At 66.2% G+C, this 18,094-nt stretch carries 13 protein-coding genes and 3 pseudogenes; 7 read left to right on the forward strand and 9 right to left on the reverse strand.

Annotated features, from left to right (window positions below):
* A pseudogene (locus VML93_RS09500) lies at positions 1-249 on the reverse strand (permease); the annotation flags it as partial.
* Positions 250-513: 264 nt separating this feature from the next.
* Between VML93_RS09500 and VML93_RS09505 the strand changes: the two are divergent.
* The gene (locus VML93_RS09505) at positions 514-813 is read left to right on the forward strand and encodes a hypothetical protein (RefSeq protein WP_325609973.1); all 300 of its coding nucleotides are present in this window, start codon (positions 514-516) and stop codon (positions 811-813) included.
* 208 nt (positions 814-1,021) lie between these two features.
* On the opposite strand, the gene VML93_RS09510 is transcribed toward VML93_RS09505, so the two are convergent.
* The 7 genes and pseudogenes from VML93_RS09510 to VML93_RS09540 form a co-directional block, all read right to left on the reverse strand.
* On the reverse strand, positions 1,022-2,167 hold the full coding sequence (locus VML93_RS09510; protein ID WP_414686316.1) for a GTP-binding protein: 1,146 nt from the start codon (positions 2,165-2,167) through the stop codon (positions 1,022-1,024).
* A 160-nt stretch (positions 2,168-2,327) separates the two neighbouring features.
* A complete protein-coding gene (locus VML93_RS09515) occupies positions 2,328-3,032 on the reverse strand; it encodes a DUF169 domain-containing protein (RefSeq protein WP_325609977.1) in 705 nt (234 codons plus the stop codon).
* A gap of 110 nt (positions 3,033-3,142) precedes the next feature.
* Positions 3,143-3,280 carry a hypothetical protein gene (locus tag VML93_RS09520; RefSeq protein WP_325609979.1) on the reverse strand — a complete coding sequence of 46 codons (138 nt, stop codon included), beginning with the start codon at positions 3,278-3,280 and terminating at the stop codon, positions 3,143-3,145.
* Positions 3,281-3,297: 17 nt separating this feature from the next.
* Positions 3,298-3,423: pseudogene (locus VML93_RS09525) on the reverse strand (GTP-binding protein); the annotation flags it as partial.
* 102 nt (positions 3,424-3,525) lie between these two features.
* Positions 3,526-4,386 carry a metal ABC transporter permease gene (locus VML93_RS09530; protein ID WP_325609990.1) on the reverse strand — a complete coding sequence of 287 codons (861 nt, stop codon included), beginning with the start codon at positions 4,384-4,386 and terminating at the stop codon, positions 3,526-3,528.
* 62 nt (positions 4,387-4,448) lie between these two features.
* Entirely contained in the window at positions 4,449-5,237 is a 789-nt protein-coding gene (locus VML93_RS09535) for an ABC transporter ATP-binding protein (RefSeq protein WP_325609981.1), read from the reverse strand.
* Positions 5,224-6,015 carry a metal ABC transporter solute-binding protein, Zn/Mn family gene (locus VML93_RS09540; RefSeq protein ID WP_325609992.1) on the reverse strand — a complete coding sequence of 264 codons (792 nt, stop codon included), beginning with the start codon at positions 6,013-6,015 and terminating at the stop codon, positions 5,224-5,226. The genes VML93_RS09535 and VML93_RS09540 overlap by 14 nt, the downstream gene beginning before the upstream one ends.
* A 417-nt stretch (positions 6,016-6,432) precedes the next feature.
* Here VML93_RS09540 and VML93_RS09545 point away from each other — a divergent pair, with 417 nt between their 5' ends.
* Together VML93_RS09545 and VML93_RS09550 are read left to right on the forward strand one after the other, a co-directional pair.
* Complete coding sequence (locus VML93_RS09545) at positions 6,433-7,329, forward strand: class I SAM-dependent methyltransferase (protein WP_325609983.1); 897 nt, start codon at positions 6,433-6,435, stop codon at positions 7,327-7,329.
* 44 nt (positions 7,330-7,373) lie between these two features.
* On the forward strand, positions 7,374-8,102 hold the full coding sequence (locus tag VML93_RS09550) for a DUF2275 domain-containing protein (RefSeq protein WP_325609994.1): 729 nt from the start codon (positions 7,374-7,376) through the stop codon (positions 8,100-8,102).
* Between the two features lie 10 nt (positions 8,103-8,112).
* Here the strand turns inward: VML93_RS09550 and VML93_RS09555 are convergent, their stop codons facing one another.
* Entirely contained in the window at positions 8,113-10,347 is a 2,235-nt protein-coding gene (locus VML93_RS09555; RefSeq protein ID WP_414686317.1) for a heavy metal translocating P-type ATPase, read from the reverse strand.
* A 190-nt stretch (positions 10,348-10,537) separates the two neighbouring features.
* Here VML93_RS09555 and VML93_RS09560 point away from each other — a divergent pair.
* The 4 genes and pseudogenes from VML93_RS09560 to eccCa form a co-directional block, all read left to right on the forward strand.
* A pseudogene (locus VML93_RS09560) lies at positions 10,538-11,052 on the forward strand (PPE family protein); the annotation flags it as partial.
* 546 nt (positions 11,053-11,598) lie between these two features.
* Positions 11,599-13,440, forward strand: coding sequence for a type VII secretion AAA-ATPase EccA (gene eccA / locus VML93_RS09565; protein WP_325609985.1), 1,842 nt, complete (start codon positions 11,599-11,601; stop codon positions 13,438-13,440).
* On the forward strand, positions 13,437-15,062 hold the full coding sequence (gene eccB, locus VML93_RS09570) for a type VII secretion protein EccB (protein WP_325609987.1): 1,626 nt from the start codon (positions 13,437-13,439) through the stop codon (positions 15,060-15,062). Before eccA ends, eccB begins: the two co-directional genes overlap by 4 nt.
* A partial coding sequence (gene eccCa / locus VML93_RS09575) for a type VII secretion protein EccCa (RefSeq protein WP_325609989.1) occupies positions 15,059-18,094 on the forward strand: 3,036 nt, incomplete at its 3' end. The genes eccB and eccCa, both read left to right, overlap by 4 nt.

Here is an 18,094-nt window from a genome sequence, read left to right on the forward strand (position 1 = left end):
CAGCCACCGCGCCAACCGCTCGGGCGACACGAACGCCGCAATCAACCCACTGACCACCACCCCTAGCACCAAAAAAGGAACCGCCTGCACGAACACCCCACAGAACACCGTGCCCGCCGTTGACAACGCCGCACTACCTGAAACCGCATTTCGCAACATTGTCGCCGAGAAGGCGCACACGAGCAGAATGCCCACCAGCACTTCCATCGACCCGGCCCCCAGCCGGCGCACGAACCTCAGCGTCGCCACCGTGCCATTGTGTCAGCGCGCCGGCACCGCACTGGAATGTGCGGCACCGACACCCACGAGGCGATCACCTCGGCGCTGACCCACACCGCCAACGGAGCGCCCGCCAGCACTCGTTCTCGCGCTGGTAGGAGACCGACGCTTGGACAGGTGGCCACAGTCTGCTGCGAGCCGTAATGATTCTTGAGAACAACGGGCGCGGCTGGACGAAAACTGGGACGCGCCAGTAGCTTAGAAGTCAAAATTGGCTACGGACGGTGAGAAACGATGACCGGTACAATCCACAACGAGCACGTCGGACATGATCATGTGCATGGCGAAGGATGCGGCCATGTCGCTATCCCACACGAGGATCATGTCGACTACGTCCACAGCGGTCACCTTCATCGACAGCACGAGGATCACTACGACGAATGTGAGCCATCCGGCCACGCGGTGCATGAAGATCATGACCATGTCCACGGTGAGGGGTGCGGCCATGTTGCAATCCCGCATAGGGACCATGTCGACTATGTGCACGACGGGTGTCGGCACGCGGCTCATGGCGAGCACTACGACGAGCACTGACGCCGACGCGTAAAGGAGACGCCGGTGCGGGTGCACGACAGCGAGTCGCTGGCCACGCAGGTCTGCTTTGCCTGCCGCCGACAAGTTGGCATAATCCGCGTAGCCCCACGTTTCCTTCGGGAAAGCTGCGGTAATTGCTTTCCGTAGGGTTCAGGACGGTCCACCGTGTCGTCCTCTCGTGCGCACGTCGATTGGCGGCGCGGGCGGCCTACTGATGGGAGTGCGCCTCTTCCCACGCGGGTAGCGGGTCGGTGTAGGTGAGCCACTGTTTTTCGCCTGCAACGAATTCCGCGTCGGTGAGCAACGCAGACTCCAGTAAGCGGTGTACCCGGTCGCGGTCCAGTCGAACGCCGATGAACACGATCTCCTGACTGGGTGCGATGTCTGCGGTGGACCAGTACTGCGCCGGTTCGAGTACCAGGTTCGGGCCGGCCTGCGACCAGATCGCGGCGATGGACGGCCGGCTGGCGATCCAGCAGAATCCCTTACTGCGCAACAATCCCCGAACCTCGTCGAGAACCTGTTCCAGCCGATGGGGGTGAAACGGACGCGCAGCGCGGAAAGTCGTACTGCTGATGCCGTACTCCTCGGTTTCGGGCGTGTGACCCCCCGCGATTTCTTCGTCCCAGCCAGGTGCGGTCGCCGCAAGGATGGGATCGAACAGCCCGGTGTCCAGGACCTTGTCCAGTGGCACCACGCCGTGGTCGGTGCGGACGATCCTGGCGGTGGGATTGAGCCGGCGCAGCACTGTTTCCACTGTTCCGCAGATCTGTGCAGTGACCAGGTCGGTTTTGTTGAGAAGTATCACGTCGGCGAACTCGACCTGGTCGACCAGTAGATCAGAGATGCTGCGCGCGTCGCCGTCGCCGGCGGCCAGATCACGTTCGGCGAGCGCTTCACCGCGCACCAGTTCGGAAAGGAAGGTGGCGGCGTCGACCACGGTGACCAGCGTGTCGAGCCGAGCGACCTGACCGAGGCTGAATCCGTCGTCGAACTCCCAGCTGAACGTCGCCGCGACCGGCATCGGCTCAGAGATGCCCGTTGACTCGATCACCATCTGGTCGAAGCGGTTCTGCCGCGCCAGGTCCCTGACCGCTTCGATCAGGTCCTCCCGCAGGGTGCAGCAGATGCACCCGTTGGTCAGCTCGACGAGCTTCTCCTCGGTGCGATCCAAATGCCCCTGCCCCGCGATCAACGCAGCATCGATGTTGACCTCGCTCATGTCGTTGACGATGACGGCCACCTTCCGTCCGTCGCGATTAGCCAGGATGTGGTTGAGCAGGGTGGTCTTTCCTGCACCCAGGAAGCCGGACAGGACGGTGACGGGCAGCAGTGGGGCAGGTTCAACGGTCACGTCGCTAATGATAACCATTTTCATTAACGATTCCAGCGTCGTAACTGGTCGTAGCTGCGGTCGCGCCGCAAGGCGACCTACGGCGAGATCGTTGCGGGCGTTGCCCGGCCACGACATACCGTGGTGCGGGTGAGCTCCGACAGATCGCAGCGCTGACTGATCAGGCCAAGTCGGCCTCCTTGGCCTGGTAGTAATCGCCCATCGCGGCATTCGCCTTCACAAGGGCGGTCAGGCTAGTCAGGAACTCCTCGACTTTGGCACCGGGAAGGACAGCCAGCAGAAGCTCACCGGAAATGTGTGTGAAGATCCGCATGCCTGCACACCCCAGCGATAACCGGGGCTCCTGCGCGTTGAGCGCCAACGGCAGCGCGGTGCAGGCCGGACGGCCGCTGACCCGAAGCTGTTCCCCGGTCCAGGCGGCGGTGCCGGCTGCCTCGCTGAACAGCATCGCCTGCGCTGGGGTGAGCCACATCAGCACGACGTCCGGGTCGACCGATACGTCAGCCAACGGTCCGTATACCGCTCCCTTTCTGCCCGAGCGCACTGACGGCAAGGACGCGGCCTCGGCGGGATCAAGGTAGCCAACCTCACACATCGTTTCGACCGCGATGCCCAGTTCGTTCTGGATATGTGACGGCAGCTCGAAACCCATGACCATCGCGCCGATTGGACAGTTGAAGTGCTGGTGTGCCGCCGCGTAGAAAACACTCTTTTCAGCCGCGCGCCAGAACGAGCAACCGGACGGCACTGACCGCGCGGCGTTCGCAACACCGTCAGGCGCCTGGTCGCGAAAGGTCACCGCCACGGGACGAAGGGTCAGTGACAACAACTCAATGAGTTTGGCGGACAATTCACGGCGTTCCACAGTTCATTTCTCCTATCAATTCAGGTCAAATCCGGGCTGTGATCGTTTGTCGAGATCCGGCCCGCAACGGGCGCGGCACTGGGCTGGGCCGGCCCCGAACACCGGTACAGCTAATTGCTTGGCGGGAACTCACCCAGTTCGCCTGGAACCAGCCATTGGGTCGTCAGTTCGTTCGCGTTGCGCAACGCAAGTACGGCCTGCTCCGGGTCGAACAGCGCCGTGTCCAACACGGTGTCCAACCCCAACATGCCGCAGGTGGTGGACCCGACGACCACGGCGACGCGCCGCCCGTCGCGGTTAGCCAGGATGTGGTTGAGCAGGGTGGTTTTGCCGGCGCCCAGGAAGCGGACAGGACGGTGACGGATAGCGAACCGCTGCCGGGCGAAGACATACGCTTAATGATAATCATTTTCATATAGCTTGGCACGCATGCGGTGGCACCTTGTGGTTTGCGTACACACGCGCTGAGCCGCAACAGCTGGTGGGATCGTCGTCATTTCCTCGGGGTAGCCGAGACCCGCCTCGTTAACGGCGAGGTTAACGTGGATGACGAACCGGATTCATCCAATGCTTGGGCGGCAGGTTTTCTGCGGCGGTTCATGACCCATACGGTCAACCAGATGGCGCAGGCAATGGTGACGATGAGGAAACTGGGCGGCAGGTTGAACATTGCCGATGCGCCGAGTCCGAGCCACACCGCGCAGAGGCTGATCGCCGTCGAGATGGCCATGGCCAGTACCGGTCGGGGAGTGAGCATGATGGCGGTCGCGGCGGGAGTGACGACCAGGGCGAATAACAGCAGCGTGCCGACGGCTTGTACGGCCATGGTGACGGTGAGCCCGAGCAGCGCCATGAACATGATGGATAGAGCGCGCACGGGCACTCCTTTGGCCTGGGCGACGACGGCGTTGACCGAGCTGAACAGCAGGGGCCGGTAGATAACGCCGACGCTGAACCCCAGCACTACCAGCAGGATCGCGAAGCTGACCAATTGCTCGCGGGAGATGGCCAGCAGGTTACCGAACAACACGTTGGTTATCGTGCTCGAGCTCTCGGTGGCCAGTGAGTTGAAGAACAGGCCAAGACCGGTGGCCATGGCCAAGACCGTCCCGGTGACCACTTCGCGATCCGCGGCGCGCTTGCCCAGGGCGCCGATCACCAGTGCCCCGCCGACACAGAACACGCCGAGCCCGACGATTACGGGCACGCCTAGAAGCACGGCGCCCGTCGCGCCGGGCAGGCCGATGTGAGCCAGCGCATGGGCGGCGAAAGCGGTGCGGCGCACCACGACGAAGTAGCCGATCAACCCCGCGGCCAGCGCGACGATAGTGCCGCCGATCAGGGCATTGCTCATGAACCCCGATGTCAGAATCGGCCACCAATTGGGTTGGTAACCCAGGGCTACAAGGTGGGCGGTCACAGTGTGCTCCTCATAAATGGCTCCCCGTGCGGTGTGCGCGCGACCTGTATCGGCGTGCCGTACAGCTGGCTCAGCAGCGCATCGTCTACCACTTCGTCGATGGGGGCGTAGTGAGGATGCCCGTCAAGCAGGTAGATCGCGCTATGCAGGATGGGCAGCAGCGGGTTGAGGTCGTGGGCGACCACCAGGATGGTCACAGCCAACTCGGCATGCAGTCGGGCAAGCAGTGCGACGATGTCGTGCTGGCTGCGCAGATCCAACGACGCCAACGGTTCGTCGAGGATTAGCAATTGCGGTTGTGCTACCAGGGCTGTGGCGATCGCGATGCGCTGGCGTTGTCCGCCGGAAAGCATCGAAAGCCGCCGGTCGGCGATCTCGGTGGCCTCCACGGCGGCCAGTGCCCGGTTGACGAGCTTGCGTTGGGCTGCGGTGCTGCGCCCGAACGCCCACCGGCGCCCGATGAGTCCGAGCAGCACCGCATCGGCGGCGCGGATGGCTTCCCCCGCGCTGGCGGAATAGTGTTGCGGCACGTAGCCGATGCTGTCGTTGCCGTGGCCGGGATGGTGGCCGAACACCTCGAGCTGGCCATTGGCAGGCGGGATCAGTCCGAGGGCTATGTGCAGCAGGGTGGTCTTGCCCGAACCGTTGGGTCCGATGACGGCGACGATGCCGCCGGTGGGCACCGTGAAGCTGGCGTGTGACCAGAGGAGTCGTCCTCCGCGCACCGCGCTGACGTCGGTGAACGCCAGCGCGGCGGGGGCGGCCGGAAGCTCAGATAGCGACACCGAGTGCCTTCCCCAACGCGACGAGCTGGGCGTCTTGCCAGCCCACGAACGAGGTCTGCCCGGGCGGCACGCTTTCGGTCACGTTGACGACGGGCACCCCGGCGTGTTCGGCTGCCGAACGAATCTGCTTGGGGATCGAGCCCTGGGTCTGGCTGTTGTAGATGAAGACGTCGGCCTGCCGGCCGGCCAGCAGGGTGCGGAACGCATTGATGTCGCCGGGCGACGGGTCTGATTCGTTGGCCGCCGCCCGCTGATAGCCCACCGGAGTCTTGTTGACCAGACCCAGTGCCTGCGCCTGGTAGTCGAAGATGCTTTCGGTGGCCGCATAGGACTTTCCTGCCGCGCCGGCTTTGATCTCGTTGATCAGTCTGGTATAGGGGGCCATCGTGGTGGTGAACTGCGCTCGGCGCTGGCTGAAGTAGTCGCCGGTCTGCGGGTCGAGTTTGGTGAGCTTGGCGGTTACCGCGTCAGCGACCGCGACCACCGCCGATGGCATGTACCACAGGTGTGGGTTCGCGCCATTCGGTGTCTTCGTGACTTCAGCGGCGCTCACCACCTGGGCGCCGGCGGCGGAGCTGGCGGCTAGTTTCGATGCCCACGGGTCGTAGTCGGCGCCGTTGACCACGATAAGTTTGGCGCCCGTGAAGCTCGCCGCGTCGGCCGGTGATGGCTCGTAGTCGTGTGGATCCACGGAGGAGCTGGCCAGTACAGCTTTGACGTTCGCGCAAGCACCGCCAAGCTCGGAGACGATATCGCCCCACTGATCGACGCTGACCACCACAGCCACCGGGGCGGTCGGGCAGGCGCTTACGGGTTTCTGGCTCGACGAACAGCCCGCCACAGCGAGCGTCAGCGCGAAGGCGGTAGCCACGGTGCGGTGGAAGCGGGAGCGCAAGACACTCACATCGAGAACGATAACCATTTTCATCACTACGGCGTGAAGGCCTACCTGCACGCTCGGCTTGACCGCGCTAGCCGGTGATGAATTTCGGTGGCGAGCACCCGGGATCCTGACTGGCCTGCGCCCGGCGAGCGGAGCAAAGACGGAGATGACAGTTAGCCACGCGAGAACGAGCAACGCGACGGCCGGCAGCCGTAAGGCTGCCAACGGGGCGGCTAGCCGCGGGATCTGGCTGGCCACTGCGGTTGCCGCACCGGGATAGGCGCCGCAGCGCCCCGGCGTAGGGTCGATTGGGTGCGTAGCGAAGGCGATACCTGGGATATCACAACAAGTGTCGGTGCGACCGCGCTTTTCGTAGCGACGGCGCGAGCGCTGGAAGCGCAGAAGCCCGACCCTCTGGCCGTCGACCCTTATGCCGAGGTGTTCTGCCGCGCGGTCGGTGGTCGCGCGGCCGAGGTGCTCGACGGCAAGGTGCCCGACCACGAGCTCAAGACCAGTGACTTCGGCGAGTATTTCGTCAATTTCCAGGGTGCCCGCACCAGGTATTTCGACGAGTATTTCCGCCGGGCCGCCGAGGGCGGGGTGCGCCAGGTGGTGGTTCTGGCGGCAGGGCTGGACTCGCGTGCCTACCGGCTGGCGTGGCCCGACGGGACCACGATCTTCGAGTTGGACCGTCCGCAGGTCCTCGATTTCAAGCGTGAGGTGCTCGCCGGCCAGGGCGCCCAGCCGCGTGCCGAGCGCCGCGAGATCGCTGTCGACCTTCGCGAAGATTGGCCACAGGCTTTGCGGGACAACGGATTCGACGCAGCCAAGCCGTCGGCATGGATTGCCGAGGGCTTGCTGATCTATCTTCCCGCCACGGCGCAGGAGCAGCTGTTCGCCGGCATCGACGCCATGGCCGCACCGGGCAGCTACGTCGCGGTCGAGGACGGTGCCCCGCTCGACCAGGACGAATTCGAGGCCAAAGTCGAAGAGGAACGTGCCGACCCCGACCAACGCGTGTTCTTTCAACTGGTCTACAACGAGCGGCACGCGCCGGCCTCCGAGTGGTTCTCGCAACGCGGCTGGACCGCGGTCGGGACTCCGCTGGCCGATTACCTTCGCGAGGTCGGCCGGCCGGTGCCCGGCCCGGATCTCAAAGCCGGGCCGATGGTTGCGCGTAACACCCTGGTCAGTGCCGTCAAAGCGTGACCGGACCTTTTGGTTCGGCCGTGTCCTGCATTATCTTGGCGGTTGTGGACTGTGACATCGCCCGTGAGGCGCTGTCTGCCAGGCTGGACGCTGAGCGCGAACCCGTGCCGTCGGCCCGTGTCGACGAGCATCTCGCATCGTGCCCGCAATGCCGGGCGTGGTACGCCGATGCCCACGGTTGGACTCTTCAGCTGCGCAGCATGGTCGGCGAGCCGGGGCGCCGTCTCGGCGAGGCCAAGCCTCTCGGGCCGGCGGCCCGGCGCGAAGGCGTGGGCTACTGGCTGAAATGGATCCGGTCGCATTGGGCGCGATCGGCCCTGGCGTTGGTCGGCGTTATGCAAATCGCGCTGGCCGCCGCGCAGATCGCCGGCGCTGACTTCGGCATGGTGGCCACCCACCACCACGGGGCCATGAGCGGCGCACATCTGCTCAACGAGTCCACCGCCTGGTCCCTGGCGCTGGGCGCCGGGATGGTGGTTGCGGCGGTCTGGCGGGTGACGTTGCCGGGGGTGACGTGCATCCTGGCCGGTTTCACCGTGGTCCTGTCCTGCTATGTGATCAGCGACGGCCTGTCGGATCAGGTCACCGCCGTTCGATTGCTGAGTCACCTCCCGGTGGTGGTCGCCACCGTGCTTGCTCTGCTGCTTTGGCGTCGCGGCGGCCCGGATACGGCGTCGACGAACGCCCGAATGGACGACATCGTCTTGCCGGACAACGCGACTCGTGGACGACGGCGCGGGCATCTGCGGTCGACCGACGATTCGGCGGCCTGATCGCACCGGCTCACTGAAACTTGCGCAACCTCAGGCTGTTCGACACCACGAATAGTGACGAGAACGCCATCGCGGCGCTGGCGATCAGGGGATTGAGCAGACCGGCGGCGGCGATCGGAATGGCGACGAGGTTGTAGCCGAACGCCCACAGCATGTTCACCCAGATGGTGCGGATCGTCGCGTGGGCCAGGTCTAGAGTTTGCGGAACCAAGTCCAGGCTGTCGCGAACCAGGATCACATCCGCTGCGCCGATCGCCACGTCGGTGCCGCGACCGATTGCCAGACCGAGATCGGCGCACGCCAATGCGGGGGCGTCGTTGATGCCGTCACCGACCATGGCGACGACGCGTCCGCGGTCGCGGAGTTGTTCGATGACGTCGACTTTTCCCTCGGGAAGTAGCTCGGCGATGACTTCCTCGATACCGAGTTGGGTAGCGATCGCTTGCGCGTTGGCGGCGTTGCCGCCGGTGAGCAGCACCGTGCGCAGGCCACGTTGATGCAGCGCCGCGACGGCGTCGGCCGCGGACTCCTTCGCCACGTCGGCAACCGCGATGGCACCGCACAGCTGGTCGTCAACGGAGACGAAAACCACTGTATCTCCGCGCGATTCGCGGGCACGTCGGACAGCGAGCAGATCGGCGCCCACGGTGTGAGACCGGGTGACCCAGGCCGGCCTGCCGACCTTTACGCAGCGTCCGTCGACCGTTCCGACCACGCCGCTTCCGGGGACGGCGTGGAAACCGGCGACCGGAAGGGCCGGCGGATCAGCGGCGCCGACGATGGCCAGGCCCACTGGGTGTTCCGACGCGGACTCCACCGACGCCGCCCAGCCGAGTACGTCGCCGCGGTCCCAGCCCGCTGCGGCGGTCACTGCGGTCAGTGTCAGGCGGCCCGTGGTCAAGGTGCCGGTTTTGTCGAATGCGACGGTATCGATTTTGCGGCTGGCCTCGAGCGCACCCAGACCCTTGAAGAAGATGCCCAATTGGGCGCCCCTGCCCGAGGCCACCATCAGGGCCGTCGGCGTCGCCAGCCCCAGGGCGCACGGGCAGGCGACCAGTAGGACCGACAGGGCCGCGGACACAATGTGATCGGCGCTGCCGCCGACGACCAGCCAAGCCACCGCGGTCAGCGCCGCGATGGCCAGCACACCTGGCACGAATACCCGGGCAACGCGATCGGCCAGGCGCTGGGCAGAAGTCCGTCCGGCCTGTGCCTCTTCCACCAGTCGCACCATGCTGGCGAACTGGGTGTCGGGGCCGACGGCGGCGGCCTCGACCACCAACCGGCCATTGAGGGCGACGGTGCCGCCGATCACGCTGCTGCCGGGCCGGGCCTGCCCGGGGCTAGTTTCGCCGGTCATCGCGCTCATGTCGATCGCGGCTTGACCCTCGACCACCAGCCCGTCTGCGGCGATGCGCTGACCCGGCCGCACCACAAACCTCTGCTGTTCGGAGAGTTCGTCGGCGGGCATCAGCAACTCGGCGCCGTCGGGCATTAAGACCGACACCTCCGCGACACGCAGCGCCGCCAACGCCCGCAACGCTTCTCCTGCCTTGGATTGGGCTCGTGCCTCGAAGTAGCGGCCGGCGAGGACGAACACGGTGACGCCCGCTGCGACCTCCAGATAGACCGAGTCGCTGCCCACGATCGCCCGCCAAACACCCCCGGGAACTTGCCCATCGCTCTCGAAAAAGATCGTGTAGAGCGACCACAGCGTGGCCGCGGTGATCCCAATGGAGATCAGCGTTTCCATACTGGCATTGCCGTGGCGCAGGTTCTTTACCGCGACCCGGTGGAACGGCCATGCCGCCCAGGTGACTATCGGAGCGGCCAGCGCGACGAGCAGCCATCCCCAGCCGGTGAACCGGGTACCTGGCGACAGCGCGAAGATCACCAACAGACCTGCCAGCTGCGCGAACGACGTCGCGGCGATCGCCAGCCGGCGCAACAGGTCACGGGCACGCTCGGCCGCCGGATCGTCGGGTGACGGGGGGGCCTGCCAGCGCGGCCTCGCCCGGTAGCCGGCGTCTGCCACAACCCCGCACAACGACTCGACGCTGACTGCGTCCCCGCTATCGATGGTGGCCGTCCGAGTCGCGAAGTTGACCGATGCGCGGACCCCGTCGACCCTGTTGAGCGCGCGGTGCACGGTGTTGGCGCATGCCGCACACGTCATACCCAGGACTTCCAGCTCGATGCGGTGAGCCCGCGAGCTTTCCGGATCGTGTGCGATGGCTGACGTCACCCTCTATATCCTCAACGCGCAGGTGACGACGTAAGCCGCCAGGTTTGTGCTGTCGTGTGCGTCCAAATTACCCCGTTGGCCCGCGTTGCCGTCGGGAACTTTTCCGGGCCGGCCGCCGACTACTCCTGGGCATCCCTGGAACGGTGAGGAGTCTTGTTTTGGCGCTACGGCTTGCGTCCGGCGGCTGAGAATGACGGCTCCGGTTCGGGCGGCTCTGCCGCCTGAGGTCCATTCGACCCTGCTGAGCAGCGGTCCGGGGCCGGGTGCCCTGTTGGCTGCGGGCCGGCGTGGAGTTCCTTGCGCGCTACCTACGCCGCTGTTGTGGGCGAACTGTCCGCACTGTTGGGGGCGGTGCAGGCCAGGGCCTGGGAAGGGCCGACGGCTGTGCAATATGCCGCCGCGCCTGTGCCGTATCTGGGGTGGCTGATGCAGGCCAGCGTCAACAGCGCGGGCGTGGCTGCCCAGCACGAAACCGCGGCCACGGCATACACCACCGCTTTGGCAGCCATGCCGATCCTGCCGCCCGAGCTGGCCGCCAACCATGCGGTCCTGCTGGCCACCAATTTCTTTGGGATCAACACCATTCCGATCGCGCTCAACGAGGCCGACTACGTGCGGATGTGGATCCAGGCGGCCACCTATCAGGCCGTCGCCGGAGGGGCGGTGGCCTCGGCGCCGCGAACCGATGCGGTGCCGCAGATCATGCACGCCGACGACGACGACGGCGGAATCATCGACAACGACGGCGGGGACCCCAAGCAATTGAGTTGGTGGGTAAACCGGGTCACCGAGATCACCCAGACCCTGGGACGGGACCTGGAGGAGTTCCCCGAGAACCCGTCCCAGGCGATATCGCAGATAATGAACGACATTCCGCTGCTGGTGGCCGACGAGGTCGGCCACGCGGTCGAGGCTTACCAGGCGTTCGCCCGCCTGTGCCCATGGTGCCCGGCACCTGAGAGCCTGATCGGCCGGAGCTCGGTGAGGGGAGAACAACAGGTTTGCAATGTTAATGAAAATCATATTCAATAAGCGTCGGTGCGGCGTCGGACGGCGGGCTCTCAATGTGCGTTAGTGACAGGATTCGGAAAGGCGGCCCGATGATCGCCCCTAAACAACGTCGTCAGAGCCGCCGGGACGGGGACGAAGGCGTGAATCGACCCCGCACGAGCGCCTCGACAACTATCTTAGGCAATGCTAACTTCAGGCGGGTTAGGTTAGTGGACACTTCGTACGGGAGACGGGGCGGTCGTGGAACGCGGTGACACCGGCATGCTTACGGCCCAACATGTTATTTCTCGGGTAGATAGTGACGTCGTCAGCCGGTTCGCTACCTGCTGTCGCGCGCTCGGCATAGTGGTCTACGACCGTCAACGTCCGGCCGACCTGGCCGCTGCCCGGTCGGGTTTCACCGCACTCACCCGCATCGCGCATGACCAGTGCGACGCGTGGACCGGGCTGGCCGCTGCCGGCGACGTGTCCATCGGTGTGCTGGAGGCGGCTTCGCGTACCGCGGACACGGCAGGCACGTTGCAACGCCGGGTGGAGCTCGCGCAAGGGGCGTTAGGGTTCCTTTACGACACCGGACTGTACTTGCGGTTTCGCGCGACTGGCCCGGACGATTTCCATCTCGCCTACGCGGCGGCGTTGGTGGAGGCCGGACAGTACGGGGACGCTTATCAGTTGGTTACCGGCATCACCGAGCGGCGCCCGGCCTGGCGCAACGCCCGTTGGCTTGCCATCGTCATCAATTACCGCGCCGAGCGCTGGTCGGACGTCGTCAAGCTGCTCACCCCCATCGTCAACGACCCCGATCTCGACGAGGCGTTCTCCCACGCGGCCAAGATCACCCTGGGCACCGCGCTGGCCCGACTCGGCATGTTCGCCCCGGCACTGTCGTATCTCGAGGAACCCGACGGCCCCGTCGCCGTCGCGGCGGCCGACGGCGCGCTGGCCAAAGCGCTGGTGCTGCGCGCGCACGTCGACGAGGAGTCGGCAATCGAAGTTCTGCAGGATTTGTACGCGGCCCACCCCGAGAACGAACAGATCGAGCATGCCCTGACCGATACCAGTTTCGGCATTGTCACCACCAGCGCGGACCGCATCGCGGCGCGCACCGACCCGTGGGATCCCGACACCGAGCCTAGTCCCGGCGATTTCGTCGACCCCGGGGCCCAGGAGCGCAAGCACTTGCTGTTGGCAGAGGCCGAACGCGAGCTCGATGAATTCATCGGCTTAGAGAAGGTCAAAGACCAGGTGGCCCGGTTGAAGAGTGCGGTGGCCATGGAGTTGGTGCGTAAGGAGCGCGGACTGGAGGTGGCGCAGCGCACCCACCACCTGGTCTTCACTGGGCCGCCCGGCACCGGCAAAACCACCATCGCCCGCGTCATCGCGAAAATCTATTGCGGCCTGGGCTTGCTGAAGAAGGAGAACATCAGGGAGGTGCACCGCGCCGACCTGATCGGGCAGCACATCGGCGAGACCGAGGCCAAGACCAACGCGATCATCGATAGCGCACTAGATGGCGTTTTATTTCTCGACGAGGCCTATGCCCTGGTGTCCACCGGCGCCAAGAACGACTTCGGCCTGGTGGCCATCGACACGCTGCTGGCCCGGATGGAGAACGACCGGGATCGGCTGGTGGTGATCGTCGCCGGGTACCGCGCCGACCTGGATCGGTTCCTCGACACCAACCAAGGTCTGCGGTCGCGGTTCACCCGCAGCATCGACTTCCCGTCGTACAAAGCGCCTGAGTTGATCGAAATCGCGAACTTCATGGCCGGTAAGCGCGACAGCGTCTTCGAACAGGCCGCGCTCGATGACCTCGAGGCATTGTTCGCGCATCTGGCCGACACGTCGAAACCTGATGCGGCCGGGGTTGAACGTCGCGGCCTAGATATCGCTGGCAACGGCCGGTTTGTCCGCAACGTGGTCGAAAAGTCCGAGGAGGAACGCGAGTTCCGGTTAGACCACTCCGAGCACGCCGAAACCGGCGAATTCACCGATGAGGAGCTGATGACGATCTCCACCGAGGACGTGCGCAATTCGGTTGCGCCGCTGCTGCAAGGCCTCGGTCTATCGGTGCCGGCATGATGGCCCACGAACCCGAAGACGAGCGCCGCTCCTTCACATCCCGCACTCCGGTCAACGAAAACCCCGACGCGGTGGCCTACCGCCGCGGCTTCGTCACTCGCCACCAGGTCAGCGGATGGCGGTTCGTGATGCGCCGGATCGCCTCGGGCATCGCGCTGCATGACACCCGCATGCTCGTCGACCCGTTGCGCACCCAGTCGCGCGCCGTCCTGATGGGTGCGCTGATCCTGGTCACCGGTCTGGTGGGCTGCTTCGTCTTCTCCCTGATCCGGCCCAGCGGCACGGCCGGCAACAACGCCGTGCTCGCGGATCGCTCCACCGCGGCGCTCTACGTGCGGGTCGGGGACCAACTCCATCCGGTACTCAACTTGACCTCGGCGCGGCTGATCGTCGGTCAGCCGGCGAACCCCACCACGGTGAAAAGCAGTGAGCTGGACCGGTTCCCACGCGGCAACCTGATCGGGATCCCGGGTGCGCCGGAGCGGATGGTGCAGAGCACCGCCAAGGACGCGAACTGGACGGTGTGCGACACCGTCAGCGGACCCGTCCAGGGCGGACGCGCCGGCCACAGCACCGGCGTCACGGTCATCGCGGGCCCGCCGGACAGCCACGGCGCACGGGCGGGCGCGCTGACCTCCGAGCAGGTGGTGCTCGTCGGCTTGCCCGGCGAGGGGGGCAGCAGTACTTGGCTGCTCTGGGAGGGCAAGCGCAGCCAGATCGACCTCGCCGACCACGCGATCACCAACGCGCTGGGCCTCGGCACCGACCTGCCCGCGCCGCGGCCGATCGCCCCGGGACTGTTCAACGCCATCGCCCAGGCGCCGCCGCTATCCACGCCGCCGATCCCGAACGCGGGCGCCCCGGCAAACTTCCCGGTCCCGGCTCCGATCGGGGCGGTGGTCGTCTCCTACAGCCTTGACCAGCGCTCAGTGGACACCTACTACGCGGTGTTGCCGGACGGGCTGCAGCCGATCTCGCCGGTGCTCGCCGCGATCCTGCGCAACACCAATTCCTATGGGCTACAGCAACCGCCGCGGCTCGCTGCGGACGAGGTCGCCAAGCTGCCGGTGTCGCGAATGCTGGACACCGCGCGCTATCCCGCCCAGCGGGTCACGCTCGTCGACTCGGCCCACGATCCCGTCACCTGTGCGTATTGGAGCAAACCGGCTGGAGCTGCCACCGGCACACTGCGCCTGCTGTCCGGCTCGGCCCTGCCGGTGCCCGAGCGGGTGCGCACCGTCGATTTGGTGAGCGCCGGCGTGCAAGGTGCTGAGGGCACCGCCGCCCGGGTCGCCCTGGCGCCGGGCAGCGGCTACTTCACCCAGACCGCGGGCGGCGGTGCGGCCGCACCGCCCACCGGGTCGCTGTTCTGGGTGTCCGACACCGGGGTGCGCTACGGCATCGACACCGAGGCGGGCAGCGGCAGCGCACGATCCAAAACCGTTGAGGCCCTTGGTCTGAACCCGCCGGCGCTGCTGATCCCATGGTCGATTCTGTCGCTCTTCGCGAGCGGCCCGACACTGTCGCGCGCCGACGCGCTGCTGGCGCACGACGGCCTGGCGCCCGACACCAAACCCGGCCGCACGGCTGAAGCTCAAGAGGCCGAGGGGTCGCACCGATGAGTCGCCTGATTTTCGAGGCCCGCCGCCGCCTGCCGCCTCCGAGCACCCGCAAGGGCACCATCACCATCGAGGCGCCTCCCGAACTGCCGCGGGTGATTCCGCCGTCGTTCCTGCGGCGCGCCCTGCCGTATCTGATCGTGATCCTGATCGTGGGCATGATCGTCGCGCTGGTCGCCACCGGGATGCGGCTGATCTCCCCGCAGACGCTGTTCTTCCCGTTCGTGCTGCTGCTGGCGGCCACCGGGTTGTACCGCGGCAACGACAAGAAGATGCGCACCGAGGAGGTCGACGCCGAGCGCGCCGACTATCTGCGGTACCTGTCGGTGGTCCGCGACAACGTCCGTACCCAGGCCGCCGAGCAACGCACGGCCGCGCAGTGGTCGCATCCGGACCCGGCGGAGCTGTCGGCCGTGCCCGGCTCACGCCGCCAGTGGGAGCGTGACCCGCACGACCCCGACTTCCTGGTGCTGCGCGCCGGCCGGCACTCGGTGCCGCTGGCGACTCCGTTGCGGGTCAAAGACACCGCCGACGAGATCGACCTGGAACCGGTGGCGCACAGTGCATTACGCAGCCTGCTCGACACCCAGCGCACCGTCCGCGACGTGCCGACCGGTATCGACCTGACCAAGGTTTCCCGAATCACCGTGCTGGGGAACCCCGCCGAGGTCCGCGCCGCGCTGCGCGCCTGGATAGCGCAGGCGGTGACCTGGCACGACCCGACGGTGCTGGGAGTGGCGCTGGCCACCCGCGCGCTGGAGAGCGGCGACTGGTCCTGGCTGAAGTGGTTGCCGCACGTCGACATTCCCGGCCGGGTCGACGGTGTGGGCCCGGCGCGCTACCTGGCAACCGACCCCGACGAGCTGGTGTCGCTGATGGGTCCGGCGCTGCTGGACCGCCCGGCGTTCATCGGCGAGCCCGCTGACGCGCTGCGGCATCTGCTGATCGTCGTCGACGACACCGAGTACGACCTGGACGCCTCCACGCTGGCGATGGGCCGGACCGGTGTCACCGTCGTGCATTGCTCGGACACACCGCCGCACCGCGAACAGTATTCGGACCCGGAAATGCCGATCCTGCGCATCGCGCGCGGCGCGATCGAGCGTTGGCAGACCGGCGGCTGGCAGCCGTATATCGACGTCGCTGACCAGCTCGGCGCCGATGACGCCGCTCACCTGGCCCGCCGGCTGTCCAGGTGGGACTCCAACCCCACCCACGACGGGTTGCGTTCGGCGGGTACCCGTGGCGCCAGTTTCACCACGCTGCTTGGCATTCCGGACGCGTCGCGGCTGGACGTGCCCGCGCTGTTTGCGCCGCGCCGCCGGGACGACGAATTGCGCGTGCCGATCGGTGTCACCGCGACCGGCGAGCCGCTGATGTTCGACCTCAAGGACGAAGCAGAGGGCGGCATGGGCCCGCACGGCCTGATGATCGGCATGACGGGCTCCGGAAAATCGCAGACCCTGATGTCGATTCTGTTGTCGCTGTTGACGACTCACTCGGCAGACCGGTTGATCGTCATCTACGCGGACTTCAAGGGTGAGGCCGGAGCGGACAGCTTCCGCAACTTCCCGCAGGTTGTCGCGGTGATCTCGAACATGGCCGAGAAGAAGTCGCTGGCCGACCGATTCGCCGACACGCTGCGCGGTGAGGTGGCCCGCCGCGAGGTGCTGCTGCGCGAGGCCGGGCGTCGCATCCAGGGCAGCGCGTTCAACTCAGTGACCGAATACGAGAACGCGGCGGCTGCTGGACATGAGCTACCGCCCGTCCCGACGCTGTTCGTGGTCGCCGACGAGTTCACCCTGATGCTGGCCGACCACCCGGAGTACGCGGAGCTGTTCGACTACGTGGCCCGCAAGGGTCGCTCGTTCCGCATCCACATCTTGTTCGCGTCCCAGACGCTGGACGTCGGCAAGATCAAGGACATCGACAAGAACACCTCGTACCGGATCGGGCTGAAGGTGGCCAGCCCCAGCGTTTCCCGACAGATCATCGGCGTGGAAGACGCCTACCATGTCGAGGCCGGCAAGGAGCACAAAGGCGTGGGCTTTTTGGTGCCGGCGCCCGGCGCGACCCCGATCAAGTTCCGCAGCACCTATGTGGACGGCATCTACGACCCGCCGCGGACAGCTAAAGCTCTTGTGGTGCAGTCGATTCCCGAGCCGAAGCTGTTCACCGCGGGCGCGGTGGAGCCGGATCAGGGCACCGTGATATCCGGCGACGAGGACGACGAGTCGGTTGGTCCGCCGCGCAAGCTGATCGCGACCATCGGGGAACAGTTGGCGCGCTACGGGCCGCAGGCGCCGCAGCTGTGGCTGCCCCCGCTCGACGAACCGATCCCGCTGACCACGGTGCTGGCGCGGGCCGGGGTGCCGCAGCGGCAGTGGCGCTGGCCGATCGGTGAAATCGACAAGCCATTCGAGATGCGCCGCGATCCGCTGATCTTCGACGCCACCTCGTCGGCCGGGAACATGATCATCCACGGCGGCCCGAAATCGGGCAAATCGACTGCGCTGCAGACATTTATCATGTCAGCCGCCAGCCTGCACTCGCCGCGCGACGTCACGTTCTACTGCCTGGACTACGGCGGCGGCCAGCTCCGGGCAGTGGAGGATCTGGCGCACGTCGGCAGCGTCGCGTCGGCGCTGGAACCCGAGCGCATCCGCCGCACCTTCGGCGAGCTCGAGCAGCTGCTGCTGTCGCGCCAGCAACGAGAAGCGTTCCGAGACCGGCCCGGAAGTGGTCACGGCAACGGTCATGGTAACGGCTCGGCGCGAGATGACGGGTTCGGCGAGGTGTTCCTGGTCATCGACAACCTGTATGCTTTCGGCCGCGACAACACCGACCAGTTCAACACCCGTAACCCGTTGCTGGCCAAGGTGACAGAGCTCGTCAATGTGGGTCTGGCGTACGGCATCCACGTCATCATCACCACCCCCAGCTGGCTGGAGGTGCCGCTGGCGATGCGGGACGGGCTCGGGCTGCGACTCGAACTCAAGCTGCACGACTCACGCGACAGCAACGTCCGGGTGGTC

It is taken from the genome of Mycobacterium sp. (assembly GCF_035499775.1).
GTDB lineage: Bacteria > Actinomycetota > Actinomycetes > Mycobacteriales > Mycobacteriaceae > Mycobacterium.

Bases quoted from the DNA above. Each gene is read 5' to 3' on its own strand.
- VML93_RS09520 (WP_325609979.1), bottom strand. From the start codon at position 3,280: ATGTTGGGGTTGGACACCGTGTTGGACACGGCGCTGTTCGACCCGGAG.
- VML93_RS09530 (WP_325609990.1), bottom strand. From the start codon at position 4,386: ATGAGCAATGCCCTGATCGGCGGCACTATCGTCGCGCTGGCCGCGGGG.
- VML93_RS09505 (WP_325609973.1), top strand. From the start codon at position 514: ATGACCGGTACAATCCACAACGAGCACGTCGGACATGATCATGTGCAT.
- eccB (WP_325609987.1), top strand. From the start codon at position 13,437: ATGATGGCCCACGAACCCGAAGACGAGCGCCGCTCCTTCACATCCCGC.